The sequence below is a fragment of the Amycolatopsis iheyensis genome (genome assembly GCF_024703995.1).
Lineage (GTDB): Bacteria > Actinomycetota > Actinomycetes > Mycobacteriales > Pseudonocardiaceae > Amycolatopsis > Amycolatopsis iheyensis.
This window is the reverse complement of the sequence record NZ_JAMXQV010000021.1, coordinates 146,479-162,149: the sequence shown is the minus strand read 5'-3', so window position 1 is coordinate 162,149 and position 15,671 is coordinate 146,479. Positions and strand designations below refer to the sequence as shown.

Sequence of the window (15,671 nt, the reverse complement as noted above, 5' to 3'; positions counted from 1 at the left end):
GTGCCGGTGGTCAGGGTCCGGACGTTGGTGCTTCCAGTTCGGCGGGGACAGGTTCCGGTGCTGGTGGTTCCGGCTCGAACGGGCCCGGCGCTGGGGCGGCCACCGGTGACCAGGGTGTCGGCTCCCATGGTGCCGGCGCGGGGACCGGTGGCCCGGGCGCGAACGGAGCGGGCTCCGGCGCCGAGACGGGTTCCGGCGGACCGGCTTCGGGCGGGGCGGGTAATGGAGGAGCCGGTCCGGTGGACGGCTCCGGTTCGGCCGGTCCTGGTTCTGCTGGAGCGAGCTCCGGTGCGAACGGCGCAGGTCCGGGCGGCGCGAACGATGGTTCCGGGGCGCAGGGCTCGAATGGGACGGAGGCGGGCTCCGGCCAGTCCGGTGCCCCGGGCGCTGCAGGGCCGGGTACCCAAGTCGGCACGGGTGGTTCTGACAGCGGCGCCGGCCAGTCCACCGCGGGTGGTACTGGCTCCGGCTCGGGTGGGGCGGGTACTGGGGTTGGTCAGTCGGGTTCGGGTGGAACCGGTGCTGGTCAGTCCGCCTCGGGTGGTGCCGGTTCTGCCGTGGGTGGGGTGGGTGCGGGGTCTGGTCAGGTGGGTGTGGGTGGAACGGGTGCTGGTCAGCTCGCCTCGGGTGGTGCCGGTTCTGCCGTGGGTGGGGTGGGTGCGGGGTCTGGTCAGGTGGGTGTGGGTGGAACGGGTGCTGGTCAGCTCGCCTCGGGTGGTGCCGGGTCTGCCGTGGGTGGGGCGGGTGCCGGGGTTGGTCAGCCGGGTTCGGGTGGAACCGGTGCTGGTCAGTCCGGTTCGGATGGTTCCGGTGTCGGGCTTGGTCAGTCCGCCTCGGGCTCTGGTCTCGGTGAGTCCGGCGGGCCAGGTCCGGCGGGGCCTGGCGGTCCGGGTTGGGTCGGGACAGGGCCGGGCACCGCCGGGGTGGGACGAGGCGTTGGTGACTCCGGCGCAGGCATTGGCTCGACAGGTTCCGGACCAGGGGCCACGGCCGGTGGTCTCAACGGAACTGGGGGAGCGGGTTCGGGCGCCGGGGCCGGCACCTCGATCGGCGGCCCCGGCTCAGCCGGCGGGGTGGGCTCCGCCAACGGCCACCTGTCGGCGCAGGGTGGTCCTGGCCGCGATGCGGTGGGGACACCTGCCCCCGGCACCGGTTCCGAGCCGCACGGTCCGGCCGGCGGCCCCGCGACCGGCCTGGGACCGAACGGCTCGAGCGCCGTGAATCCCGTCGAAGCGCCGAGCGTCGGCTCCGCGGACCAGCACGGGCCGGCATCTCCATCCGTCACCGGGGCCACTCCGGGGCCGAGCGCTGCCAGAACGGAACCCGGGGTGGGCACCGACTTCGCCGCCGGTGGCTCGAACCGGCCGGGAGACGGCTCATCCGGGACGAACGGCAACCCGGCCACCACCGACGGCAAGTCCCCCACCGGGGAAGGCCGACCGGACCACACTCGGCCCAGCACGAACGTCTCTGCGCCGGCACCTCCTCCGGTGGCGGTCAGCGTCGGCGGGGTGACCGCGACCGGCTCGCCGGCTACCCACCCGCCGAACGCGGTCCCGGCAACCGACGGAGACTCCACGGGGAACGTTCCCTCGGCCGGTGCGGAACAGAGCGCCGGGGCGGGTACGACCAATGCCGGTCCGCAGCCCGCGGCGGGTGCGGTCAACGCCGGCGCGGAGCCGGTGCGGACGGGCGCGATCGAGGCCGGTCCGCAGCCGATCGCCGGCAAGGGTGCGACCGAAGCCGCGATGACCGCGACGGGCGCGCCCAACCCCGGTCCGCGGCCGGTGGCGGGCGCCGGGACCGATCCGGTGCCGGTGAGCGGGACGGGCCCGAGCAACGTGAGTCCGCAGCCTGTGGCGGGGACGGGCCCGGGCAACGTGAGTTCGCAACTTGCGGCGGGGACGGGCCCGAGTAACGCGGGTCCGCAACTTGCGGCTGGGACGGGCCCGGGCAACGCGGGTCCGCAGCGTGCGGCTGGGACGGGCCCGAGTAATGCGAGTCCGCAGCCCGCGGCGGGAATGGGCCCGGGCAACGCGAGCCCGCAGCCCGCGGCCGGGACTGGCTCGGTCAAGGCCGGAACCACCCCGGGAGACGCCGGCACCGCGACGCCGAGCCGGCGGCCCGGCCCCGCCGCCGCGATCAGGACCGACTCGACGCTCGAGGTGAGCACTCCGCGGCACGTCCCGGCCGCAGCGCCGACAGCCGACAGCGGAAAGACGCAGCACGCGCCTGGACAGCCGGAAACACGGGGGAAGGCCGACACCAGCCGCCGGAGTACTGCGCCGCCCGCGCGGCTTGTCTCCGAACGCTTCGATCCCGCCAAGTCCCTTGCTCGGCAGTTCGAGAACGGTGGCCCGAAGGACACCGAACTCGACGGCGCCGTCACCCAGATCCGGTACGACGTCCGTCGGTACGAAACCGACGGCGACGGCTGGGTGCGGGACTTCACCGTGCCGCTCGACCTGACCTCGAACTCCGGCTCGGTGCCGCCGGAAACCCGCGCGCAGCTCGCGCGGGACCTGCAAGAACACCTCGACGCCACCGTCAACCAGGGCAACCGACTGCCGGGCGGCGACGCGCTGCACGTCACTGTCGACGTGAAAACTCCACAAGGGACAGTCGACGACGATTGGCGCACCGACCACCGGCGCGGCGTTCCGGTCGACGTCCACGACTCCACTGTGGATGGCAAGCGGCCGACCGACCAGACGCACTGGGACGTCCACGACGCCAAGACCGGGCTCACCCACGAGGTCATGCACTACCTCGGCCTCGGCGAGGGCTACCGCGACGACCACCTGCTCTTCCACCGCACCGACCAGCCCGGCGTGATGGGACCCGACGCGTGGACCGACTCGACGCTCACCGAGCAGAACCTCGCCAAGATCCAGGAGATCTCGGACACCGCGCCGATCCGTGATCACTACCGAGACGACCCCGGCGTCACGCCCGCGCCGCGTCCCGAACCCCCGTCGGGGCAAGCGAAGCCACCGTCCGGTCACCATTATCCGGCCAAGGCACCCATCACCGTCAACGCGGTCCGGATCGACGACCCGCACCCCGGCCAGGTGCTCGACCGCAGCGTCCTGCCGCCGCCGCAGCACACCTTGCTCGGTGTGCACGGCATGGACCCCGTGTACGTCGGCGGGGACACGCCACACGACAACTTCCGCGAGGCCGTCGCCGCCAGCTTGTCCGACAACGCGCCGAACGAGCACGCCCGCATCAGCGCGGCTCTCGACGCCCACCGGGGCGAAACCGACTTCGACGCTCTCGCCGAGGCCGCCGACGTGCACGTCCACGTCCTGGGCAGCAACGGAAACTGGACCAGCCACGGTCCGGAGACCGGCCGGCCGGTCCACATCGTCCGGACCGAAGTCGACGGGAAGCCGGCCTACCTCGGCACCCAGGAGAACGTCCACATCGGACGTCCACAAGTGAGCTACCCCGGCTCCACGGTCCTGCGCACCGAAGAAGGGCGCAAGGTCGTCCACCGCGGCGAGTTCGAGATCGAGACGATCAAGGGGCAGCACCACGTCCGCCTCTACACCGCGATCCTGACCCCGGCCGCGCGCGGCTCGGAGTTCAAGGACGTCCACCAGGACGCCGACGGCACCGTCCACCCGTTCAGCGGGGACGGCAAAGAAGGCTCGAAGATCTTCTGGGTCGGCGGCGGCCGCCCGCTGCGGGCCCTGCAGTGGACCGCGAAGTACGAGCACGACGTCAACCGCAGGCCGGGGATGCAGCCGGTCCTGCGGTCGTTCCTCGTCCCGATCGACACGTTCACCAGGATCAGCGAGCAGGCCACCGTCGAGGCGCGGTCGCAGGGCAACAGTCTCTCGATGAACGTCGACCAGAACGGCGACACGAACCAGTTCGGCCTGCGCGGCCAGGACTTCGACGCGCTCCAGCGGCAAGCGCTCAAGGGCTCGCTCGTCACGTACACCCCAGGAGGGCACGACCACCAGCTGCCGGACGTCGCGGGCCGTCAAGAAGACCTCGCAGACCTCTACCACCGGCTCGGCATCAGCCCGGAGTTCGACTCCGCCGCGCTCGGCCGCGAGAACGACCCGTGGTTCAGCTGGACGCCGGACGGCCGCAAGTACTTCCGCAACGACCCCGCCGCGCTGCGCGGGCTCGCCCGGACGCTCGGAAACCACTACCACACCTGGAAGAACGCGCCCGACCTGTTCTTCAGCCCGGCCGCGGACAGCATTCCCGACGTCGCCACGAAGGACGCCGCGGACAACAAGACGCGCCGCACCGAGGACATGAACGTCTTCCTCAACTCCCACGGTCCCGGCCGGGCCACCGTCGGGCAGCTCGCCGACGGCATCGGTGCCGCCATCGACACCGCCGTGCACAAGCACGCCCCGGACGGCGTCCCTGTGGGCTCGAAGGAGCTGAAGGACACGATCCTGGGCGAGGTCAGGGACAGCCTCAAGCTCCCGAACCAGGTCCTCGCCGAGGCCACGCCGAACGCCCGGCGCGACACCCTGGAGAACATCCGCGCCGCGATGGACGCCGATCCGCAGGTCCCGGCGAAAGCCGCGGACGTCGTCACCAAGGCCGTGACCGACCGCCTGACCGGCGAACTCGGCGACACCGGAACGTTCGGACCGGACGTCGCCAAGATCGTCCACCAGACCGTCCGCGCGCACTTCGACGCGCTCAAGGGTGACCCCGGCACCCGGCTCGACCAGGTCCCGCAGGGCAAACGCGGGTACCTGAGCGGCAGGCGCGCCGAAGCCTTCACCAAGGGGATCGCCGACGACCTCACGAAGAACCAGGACCTCAAGACGTTGCTCGCCAAGCCGGGCGTCACCATCGCCCCGGACGTCTTCGCCGCGCAGCTCAAGGCCCAAGTGGTACCCAAGGCGATGCACCCGGTCACCAAGACCTCCCTGGTCGGCCTCGACGCCGACGCCCTGCGCGCGCACTTCCAGGCCAAGCAGAACGACGTCGCCGACGCGCTCGCCAAGGAACTGGCCCGCAAGAACGCGGGCAAGCTCGCCGACCCCGGCTTCCGGAAGAACCTCGCGACCGCCGTCGGCCCGGAGGTGCACGACCCGGACCTGCTGCGGAACGCCCGGTTCGACCCCGTCACCCACGAAGACGCCGACGTCTTCATGGACCGGCTGCCCGACTTCGCGACGCAGGCCGAGATCGGGGCGGCCATCGCCACCGACGAGCGCCGGATCAAGGCCGACTTCGACACCCGCGAAACCGACCTGACCGACCACGGCATCGAGGGCACGCCGTTCGCGAACGAGTTCGGCCGCTGGCAGGCCGAGCACACCCTCGGCTACACGCAGAAGAACGACCCCGCGGTGTTCACCCGGCACCAGGAGGCGGGCCGCGACCTCACCTCGGCCATCCACGACGAACTGGTCGGCCCGAACCCGCGGTCCGCCAAGAAGATCCTCGACCGGCTCGTGTCCAGTGTGGACGAACAGGCCGCGCGCAAGTTCGCCGAGACCGTCAAGCCGCAGGCCGACGGCCGCCCGGACCGCGCGCCGGGGCAGACCAAGCCGAACACCTTCGGCGAGCACGCGCAGATGGTGCTCAACCAGTACCTCAAGCTCACCCAGGGGCAGCCGGACGCCGGGCGGTTCGTCTCGCGGGACGCGATCGCGAAGGCGATCCTCTTCCACGACGCCGACAAGGTGAACTCGAAGAACCAGTACGGCGACGCCCAGGTCAGCCACGACCGCGAGCCCGAGCACCGCGGCGCGGTCAAGCAGATGAACCGCCACGAAGGACTGTGGGCGAACCAGCGCGACTTCGAGATCGCCCGCCGGTTCGTCGACTCCGACCCGTTCGGCTTCTACTTCCGCGACATGGGAGTGTCCGCAAAGGACGTTCACGACTTCGTCAAGGCGCTCGCGCACCAGGCGAAGACCCCGGACGGCCGGACGCCGAACGCGTCCGACGTCCGGGACCTGTTCCGCGAGTTCCACCAGTACTACCAGGCGGACTTCTCCTCCTACAGCCCGCAGGCGAAGTTCGTCAACGACACCACCGGCGAGGTCCAGAGCGGTTACGACAAGCTGACCGGCCTGGCCGTCGAGCACGGTGACCACGTCAAGGTCCCGGGCGAGCACCGGTTCGCCTACTCGAACGAACCCCGCGACGGCGGGAAGACGCCGTACGAACAGAAGTACCAGGAACTGGCCAAGCTGTTCGACGACGCCGTGCACGACGGGACCGTGCTGGTCGGGGACGCCGATCCCGGCCCCGACGGCACCGACCGGGACTCGGCGCGCGGGGTCCGGGCCGTGCACGAGACGAACCCGCAGGCCAAGCCGACGGTGCTGGCCCGCGTCAAGCCCCGCGAGTTCAGCGAGAACGAGACCAGCGCGATCGACGACGCTCTGAAGCACTACGCGCCGATCCTCGGCGAGCGCCGGGCGACTTCGAGCCGGGCGCACGCCGAGCAGGAGGTCAAGCACTTCGCGGCCGTGTCGTTCGGCGTCGAACGCGGCCAGATCGCGCCGACCGCCCGTGCGGAGTACCTCGGGTCCCACCAGACCGTGAACCTGTACGCGATGGGTGTGATCAACAAGGAGTTCGGCGGCGGCCACCGCGGGATCGAAGGCACGGTCACCCACGAACTCGCCCACGGCCTGCTTTCCTACGCCCTCGATGACTACAGCAAGCACGTCGGCAGCTGGAACGCCGACGGCTCGCCGCACCGCAAGCCCGGCGGCGAAGCGCCGGCCGACCCCAAGATCCGCGACGACGTCGCCGACTTCAAGGCCGCCCTCAAGTCGCACCTGCTGGACCCGGCCGGGTTCGCGACGCGCTCGCCCCGCCGCTCGGAGTTCGTGACCCGGCTGGCGCACGCCAACCCGGACGTCTTCGCCCGGCTCGAGAACGAGCTGTCCGGCAAGGCCGCCGAGCGGATCTTCAAGGAAATGAAGGGAAGCCAGGCCGACTTCAACGTCCACACCGGACACTGGGACGCCGACGGTTACCCGGCGTTCGACGGCGAGCGCCCGATCAGCAAGTACGGCGCGACCAACGTCCACGAGGACATGGCCGAGACCGCCAAGTACTACTTCCTGGACCCGGACCACCTCCGGCAGCACGCGCCGCGCCGCGCCGAGTTCTTCGACCGGCTCGTCGCCGGCTGGGACCCGGCGCACCGCGACGACGTCCTGGTCGACGACACCCCGGACACCCGGCCCCTCCAGGCCCGGCTGCCCGAGTACGCGCGCGAAGGCCGGGCGCTCGGCGCCCTCGCCCCGGTCGACGTCCAGGGTGCCGAGCAGGTCGGCGCTCAGATCGAGCAGCTGCTGCGCCCGCTGGCCGACGGCCGTCCCGAGGGCGTCGACGCCATCACCGCGTCCCTGCGGGGTGGCGGCTTCGAGTCGTTCCTCGGCCAGGGCAAGGCGTCGATGGTGCGGGTGGGGGAGAAGTGGTTCGAGGTCCGCGTCCAGGCCGAGCCCGACCTCGCCACCGACCGGATCACCGACGCCGCTCCCGCGGCCGGCGACGTCACGAACAAGAACGAGACCACCCACGGCGACCCGCACGCCGACACCACGACCAGCAGCATCGCCACCTCCGCGTTCTGGCTGTTCCCGGCCGGGCCCTACGCCTCGGTCGGCGTGTCAGCCCAGCTCGCGTCGCCCGCGATCGAGCACACCTCGACCAGCACCGCCACCGAGCAGCGGGTGATCCACTCCGCCGGTGACCTGCACCGCGCCGACGTCCCGGTGAAGTACCGGATCACCGTCACCACCCCGACCGGCGGGCGGACCGGGTCCGAAGTGGACGGCCGCGTCCGGCTCCTCGTCCCCACCGACCTCGCCGGCCTGGAATCGCACGAAAGAAAAGACGCGACCCCGCGCGACGACTGGGCCGAGCGCGTCGAGTTTCTTGCCCCGGAAGCCGTTCTCCTCGACGAGCAGGCGTTCTTCGACCAGGTCAGCGGCAAGCTGCACCCTTCAGTCACGAAGTTCGGTGCGCCCGGCCGCACGGCGCTGCGCGACTTCGTCAGCGGCCCCGGCCTCCGGCAGGTGCTCGGCACCGTGCTGTCCGGCTCGCCGGTGGTGTCGAACGACCTGTTCAGCCCGCACGGGAGCTACCGCGAGGCGGTCGAACTGCGGGCGAAGCCGACCGGCGTCGAACTGCTCGGCACCGTGCCCGGCGACTCCGAGGTGAAGCTCACGGACTCCGCCGTCAGCGGCGGAAGCACGTCGGCGGCGTCGAAGTCCGGCGGCGAGGTCAACGGGATCTTCGGCGGCGGCGCCTACATCCCCGGGGCGACCGGCGGGGTCGCGGGCGTCAGCGCGAGCGCGTCGGCGAAGGTCACGCAGACCTCGCAGAGCGGCACGAGCGGCACCACCAAGACGAACCTGAACGCCAAGGGCGACATCGGGCTGTACAAGGTGACGGTCGACCTCGCGGTGACGACCTCGAGCGGCGAGACCGTCACCGTGCCCGCGACCGCGTATGTCCGGATGGGACTGCCGGAAGCGAAAGCGCAGGGCTTGCCGGTGCCGGACGGCACCCGCGACAAGGTGACACCGGGGGAGAAGCGGTTCGAGCCGCCGTACCTCGCCGCCGCCGCGGCCGCCGGGCACGTCCGTGCCGGCACCTTCGCCCCGGCGACGAAGGTGCAGGCCCAGATCGAGACCGCGCTGCGCGAACGCCCGGGCTTCGCGAAGTTCCTCCCGCGGTTCGACAAGTTCCAGCGCGACGTCTCGAAGGGCTCCGGTGCCGATGCCGCCGAGCGCCTCGGCAACCTCCGGAAGCTCACCGCGACCTTCTCGCCCGCCGCGCTGCGGTCCAAGATGGACGATCTGCTCGGACCGGGCGTGTCGGCGCAGCTCAAGCGCCGCGGGCTGTTCACCGACGAGTACCTCAGCGTCACGGTCAAGGCGAAGCTTTCGCCGGGCCGCCACCTCGGCCAGGCCACCGGCCGCTCGGTCAAGGGCAGCACCGTCTCCTCACCGACGTTGACCAGCAGCACGACGATCGAGAAGGGCTGGAGCGTCGGCCTCGAAGGCCGGATGATGATCCCGAACACGACACCGCTGACGTCGCTGGGCATCAGCCCGACCGTCACGCCGGTGCAGTACTCCGACACCACGACGTGGAAGAACTCCGGCGGCCCGACCACGACCGTGACCACCGGTACCGGCGGCAGCCCGGACGCGCAGGTCTTCGCGCACGACGTCGAGTTCGAGGTCGAGATCACCAGCCACACCCGCCACCGCCCATGGGTGAAGAAGCTGACGCCCGGCTCGCCGTTCCGCCAGACGCCGCGAGTGTCCACAGTGGCCAAGACCGGTGACGGCCTGCCGAAGATCTCCGGTCAGGTCGACCTCTGGGTCAGCGACGGCTCGGCGCCCAAGACCGATCCCACGCGGTTCGCCCCCGGGAAGCCGTCGGTCACCGACCTGGACACCGCGCCGAAGCCGGCCGCGCTGCTCGGGGCCGCCCGGCCGCCGGCCCCGAAGTTCCTGCACGTCGAAGCCGTCGCGAACACCGAGGCGCTTCGGGACGAGGCCGTCCGGCAGCTCGAACGGGCGGCGGGCGGCGACGGCGTCCTCGGCCTGCCCGGCGGCGAGGCCCGCAAACGCATCGACCGGATGTTCACCCCGCAGGCGTTCCGCGCCGGCCTGCCGCGGTTCCTCCGCCAGGGCGCGCGCTCGGGCGGGTTCCGCTACGAACGCCGGGTCGCCGACCGCGTCGGCGCACTCGGCATGAACGTCGGGCTGAGCAACCCGAAGCTCGTGCTGACGTCGGAAGCGGGCGGCAGCGACACCACGTTCGCCGGCGGCGCCAAGGCGGGCTCCGAGAAGTCCCGCAAGCAGGCGGTCGAAGCGAATGTCCAGTTCGGCATGACGATCCGGCCCGACGGCGGCGACCCGCACGGCCAGGGCCAGCTCTACACCTCGGCCAAGTGGAGCCCGTGGAGCCGCACGAAGGGCTCGTCGGCCGAAGTGAGCGCGAGCGTCGACCACGTCCGCCGGGCGCCATCGGACAGCCGGACCGTGCTCGTGCAGTACGACGCCGACGTGCGGCTCGTCGCCGAGACGCGGCAGGAGAGCATCGTCAACGGCGGCAAGTCGCGCGCCGGGGCCGACGTCAAGCTGCCGGGCGCGGTGTTCGTCCGGATGACCGAAGACCAGGCTCGCGAGCAGGGCCTGCTGCCGCCGATCGAGCCGCGGACCCCGGCGCCGGGCACGCTCACCGCTCCGGCGCTGGTCGGCGGCACGTCGAGCGCGCTGGGCGCGGCCGTCGTCGAGGACGCGCCGGACCTGAGCGGCCTGATCCGGGACACGCGCACGTCGCTCGGCAAGACCGGCGAGGCGCTGCTGCCGAAGTCCGTGCTGGACGACTCGATGAACAACCTGCAGCGGATGCTGGACACGGCGTCCCCGGAGAGTGTTACGTCGCTTGTGGACGGTGCGCTCGACGGCGGCGTGCCGCTGGTCCTGCACGACCCGGGCGTCGTCACGACCGACACCTACCAGGTGCTGCTGAAGGCCCGCGTCACCGGAACCGAGTTCCTGGACGTGGCCCACGACGGCAGCGAGATCGACCACGCACTCACCGCGACCTCGATGGCCAAGGAGACCGCGGGCCACGGGTCGTCCTACGGTGGCCAGGTTCGCGGCGCCGGACGCGGGCTGTTCTCCGACAGCCACCCGAAGGTCAGCGGCTACGACGGTGTCTACAAGGGAGTGTCCGGCACCCGGACCAAGAGCGACCAGACAACCGCGACCGGGACGCAGACGACGTCGAAGACCGCGTCGTCGAGCGGGCCCTCGGTGCGCTACCGCGCGCGGATGACCTTCGAGCTGGTCGTCACGCGCGGCGGCAAGACGTTCCCGGTCACCTCGCAGGACGCCGACCTCGTGGTCCGGGCGGCCGCCGACGACCAGAAGATCGGCACCGGTTCGGCCTCGAAGGACCACAACGCGGCGGCGACGAACGTCAAGGCCTTCACCGACGCCGACCTCAGGACCTGGCAGGACGGCGGGCACGGCACCTTGCCGGCCTCCGCGACGACCGAAGGCCTGCGCGGTGCCGCCGAGGTGCGTGCCGCCGCCCGGCAGGCGCTGCGGACCGCCGGGGCCCGCGACGGCCTGCTCGACACGACCACCCTCGCGCCCGCCCTCACCAACGAGATGCTCCAGGCGCACCTGCCCGAGCTGGTCAAGGGCCCGCTGCACGTCCCCGAGCTGCACGAGGCCGCCGTGCTGCGCGGCGGCCACGGCACCGTGAAGGTGTACGCGCGGGTCGTCAACCCGAAGCTCACCGGGCTGAGCGACAGCGTGAAGCTGGAGCACTCGGCCACCGAGACGGCGACCTTCACCAGCGAGGCCAAGGCGTCGTCCAGCTCCGAACAGCAGCACAACCTCGGCGGTGGCGGCGTCACCGACACCGCGCAGAACGCGCACTCGTGGGGCGGGCTCGACACGCGCACGCCCGACCCGACCGCCGAGCCGACGTCGTCGACGTCCGCCGGCGACCGGTCGGTGACCGGCAAGCCGAAGGGCCGCACTGGCCTGGTCGGCTTCGACGTCGAGTACCGCGTGGTCGCCGACGTCGGCGGCGGGCGGACCGCGGCGGTCGAGGTGAAGGTGCCGTCGTCGGCGCTGGTCCGGATGACCGACGCCGACGTCGAGGCGTTCCTGAACGCGAAGCTGCCGGACTCGCTGAGCCAGGCCCAGGACGCGGTGAAGGAGGCCGCCGAGGCGTGGCGGACCGCCGAAGAGGCCGTCGACCAGGCTCAGCGCGGCGCCGACGACCGCTGGCTCGACCAGCGCGAAGGCGCGCGGAGGCTCACCGAAGACGGCCCGGCGCTCGGCGTCGACACTTCGGGCGATGCCGTGCAGGCACTGCGGGACGCGCTGGCCGCGGCGGAGACCGACGCGCGGGATGCGGGCGCGCGGCTGCGGGCGGGCAACGCGGAAATCTCCCGGCTGAACGATGTCGCGGATCAGGCGCTGACCCTCGCCGCGGGCTCCGACCCCGACTCGGCCGAGCAGCGCGGGTTCCTCGCCACGCGCGGCAAGGCCCTGGAAGACGCGGCCGCGATCCGGGCCGCACAGCCCGCGCTGACCCGCACGCGCGGCGCCGCCCAGGACCGGGCCGAACGCCTCGCCGCCGTGCTCGACGGCCACCGCAACGACCGCGCCGACCAGGTTTCCCGCCGCGAGGCCGCGCTCGACGAGGTCGCCGAAGCCCGCCGCCGCGCCGACGAAGCCCGGCGGGCCTGGTGGGACGCCAAGCGCGAGCTGGACCGGCGGCTCGACGCGTTCGATCCATCCACTGTGGACGCCGTGCTGGCGCAGGACACCCTCACCGGTCTCGATACCGGCACCGGCCTGCCGTACGACTTCGACGTCTCGCAGATCGAGGCCCGCCCGGTCACCGACCGGTCCGGCCGGGTAGTCGCGGTGTCGTTCCTGCCCGCCGCGGAGCACACCGCGGACATCGAGCGCGACTGGGCGGACGACCACGCGGACACCGTCGGGTCGCTGCCCGAAGGCGCGACGCCGGAGCGGACCACGCGGCTGCTGCGGGACGGCGCGAAACCGGACCTGGGCGGCCGCGCGTTCGGCGAATGGGCCGCGCAGAGCCCGGCGCCGTGGGACTCGAGCACGTTGTTCGTCATGGCCCACGGCCGGCCGCAGTCGGTGAAGCTCACGCTGCTCGGCGGGCGCACCGTGCGGGTCGACGGCGCGGCGTTCGCCAAGATCCTCGCCGCGTCGAAACCGTTCGCGCAGGCATCCGGCGCCGCGCGGCCGTCGGTCACGCTCATCGCGTGCGGCACCGGCAAGCTCGACGGCCCGGGCGGCGTCGCCCACGACTTCCAGCGGGCGCTGGCCGAGCTGGGCGGGCCGCTGCGGGTGCACGCGCCCACCGAGCCGGCGCTGTTCGGCCGTCCGTCGTCGACCCTCGGCCAGGCGACCGGCGCCACCCGCGGCTTCACGACCGTGACCGACGGCGGGCACTTCGCGACCTTCGGCCCGCGGTTCACCGGCGAGCCGGCCGACCGGCCGGGGACGTCGGTCGAGTTCGACGCGCCCGTCGCGACCCCGCTGCTGGACTCCGCCGGCGAGGTCCGCGGGGTGAGCTTCCTCGAGCCGGCCGAGGCAGCGAAGGTGCAGGCCTGGCTGTCGCAGACCACAGGGGAGAACCTCCTCGTCGAGGCGGAGCCGGACGAGATGCGCGAGTTCGCCTCCGGAGCGCGGCCGTCGCTGCGTGGCCGCGGACCGGGGGAGGGCGGCGTGCTGGTCCGCGCGCCGTGGGCGGACGAACTGGCGCGGGGGAAGACGTTCCTCGTCACCGGGCACGGCGAGGAGACCCGAACGAAGGTCTTCGCCGACGTCAGCGGCGAGCGGCGCTCGGTGTACGTCGACGGAACCACGCTCGCTCGCCTGGTCACGGCGTCCCCGGCTTTCGTTGCGGCGCAACCGGAATCGGTGACGCTGTTCCCGTGCGCGGCCGGGCGCCGTCCCGGGCCGGGCGGGGTCGCGCACGACTTCCAGGCGGCCTTCGGCGGCCCGGTGCACGCGGCGACGGACTCGGTGCTCGCCAACCGCCGCGGGCCCGGCGAACCCTCGGCGCCGCTGTTCGGCGCCACCGACGACGCGTTCACGGCCGTCGTCCGTGGCGGCCACTGGACGACGTTCGGGCAGCCGGTCGACAGTGGCGCGGTCGTGGCGGAGCTGGCCGAGGCCGTGGCCAAGGACTGGCGCTACGCGCGTCCGGAGCCTGCCGCGGGACCGGTGCCGCTGGCCGACCGCGCCCGGACCCTCGAGGTGGTGCGGGAAGCCGTCGCGACGACGCTCGCCCTGCGCGACCCTGGGCCGGTGCTGGCTCAGCACGAGCGGCCGGACCTGATCCGGGCGGTCGTCGACCGGCACCTCGGCTACCGGGACGCCGACCTGGCGACGGGTGCGCGGGAACTGGCGCAGGCGGTGCTCGTGGCCGACACCGGCGAGGGCTCCCTACCCGCCATCAGCCTCTCGGGGACCGGCGCCGGCGCCGTGGCGAAGACCCTGGCCGGGCACCTCGGCGCGGCGCTCGCCCGCGACGTCCTGGCGCGGGTGCCGGTGAAGATCCGCGGCGGCGAAGGGGGATACGTCGACATCTCCTTCGCTTCGACGCGGCTGCGAGTCGATCCGGCGGTCGGGGAGATCGTCGAGCGGCTTCGGGACGGCCTGCCGGTGGTGCGGCTGGACACGGTCGCGGACGCCGTGGCAGCCCACGAGAATCCCGGTCTGCTGTGGACTTCCGTTTTGGCCGCGGTGGCGGGCTCGTCCGACTTCGCCGGCGCCACCCACGTCGTCGACCGGAGGTTCGACGCGACGTCGGGGAAGTGGCGGCCGGTCGGGGCGTCCGTCCGGGACTTCTTCCCGGCGGTGGGCAAGGGCGAGTGGCGGGACGGTCTGGTGTACCGGCCGCTGGGCCCGGGCGAGTCCGAAGTGGACACCGCCCGTGCGCTGGCGGAGTCCATTGTGGAGCACCTGGGCGACGGCTTGCCCGTACCGGCCGTGCCCGGCCCCCTGGCGGCGGACGTCCAGGCGGAACTGCGGGCGTTGACCCCGCCCGGGGTGGCGCCGTTCGTGCTCGACTGTGCGGCGGACCCGGCCGCCGCGGCCGGGCTCGCCGAGGAGTTCGCCCTCCTGCAGCTGCACGGCGTCACCGACGTCGTCACCGGCCGGGACGACGTCCTGGACATCGCGGCCCGAATCGCCGACGGCCTGGACGTCGGCGCCGCGGCGGACGCTATCGACGCACTCGCCCGGCACGGTGCGCTGCGGCCGGGGCTCGTGACGGTCGCGATGGACGCCGTCCTGGCCGCGCAGGACGCCGAGACGCGGGCCGGTGAGGTCGCGGCGGTGCTCGGGCAGCTGTCCGATGTGGAGCTGCCGATCGGGGTCCTGCGCGAGGCGGTGCGCGGGGTGCTGGACGGGACCGCCCGCGTCGAGGTCACGCGGCGGGCGCTGTGGCTGATGCGGCGGTTCCGGGTCACGAACCTCGCGTGGCTCTACCGGTGGCGGATCGCGGAGGGCGTGCGACGCTACCAGGAGCAGGAGAAGGCGGCGTCGGAACGATCGGCCCGGCTGACGGCCGCGGTGGGAGGAATGGGCGATGACGGCGGATAAGTGGGTCCTGCTGGTCGACCCGGCGTGGCAGCCGGAGCCGTCGGCCCCCGATCGCACGCACGTGGTCGGCGGCTGGCTCACCTCGGCGGACGGCTCGATCGGCGAGTTCGAGCCGAATCCCGCCTACGAGCCGTCGGGCCCGGACAGCCCGGCCGACCCCCTGGACGCGGTCTTGCGCCTGCTCGCGGCGGGTGACGCGGAGTTCACCCAGGTGGCCTCGGTGTTCCGCCGGACCAGGACGGTGGTGGCCCTGGACGCGGCGGGCGCGCCCTTGACGGCACCGTCGCCGGACGGGATCCCGTGCCTGCTGGCGGCGACGGCCCCCGCCCACCGCGCCCGCGTCCGGACGGCGGGCTGGCGAGCGGTGGACGCGGCGGAGCTGGCGGAGCTGCTGGCCGAACGGCCGGGCACCGACCTGCTGCTCAACCCGGGGGCACCCGGCTGCACCCGGCTGCCCGCGGAGACCGTCCGGGACCTCACGCGCCCCTGACCGGGGCACCTTGTCGACGGCCTGGGTGAGCTGCGGAC

General features: G+C 72.9%; 2 protein-coding genes. Both read left to right on the top strand.

Annotation, left to right across the window (positions count from 1 at the left end):
* Positions 1–2,021: 2,021 nt before the first annotated feature.
* Complete coding sequence (locus M8542_RS34145; RefSeq protein ID WP_257924436.1) at positions 2,022–15,143, top strand: hypothetical protein; 13,122 nt, start codon at positions 2,022–2,024, stop codon at positions 15,141–15,143.
* Complete coding sequence (locus M8542_RS34140; protein WP_257924435.1) at positions 15,130–15,633, top strand: type VII secretion system-associated protein; 504 nt, start codon at positions 15,130–15,132, stop codon at positions 15,631–15,633. The genes M8542_RS34145 and M8542_RS34140 overlap by 14 nt, the downstream gene beginning before the upstream one ends.
* Positions 15,634–15,671 lie beyond the last annotated feature (38 nt).

Coding starts and splice junctions, on each gene's coding strand:
- M8542_RS34140 (WP_257924435.1), top strand. CDS start 15,130: ATGACGGCGGATAAGTGGGTCCTGCTGGTCGACCCGGCGTGGCAGCCG.
- M8542_RS34145 (WP_257924436.1), top strand. CDS start 2,022: ATGGGCCCGGGCAACGCGAGCCCGCAGCCCGCGGCCGGGACTGGCTCG.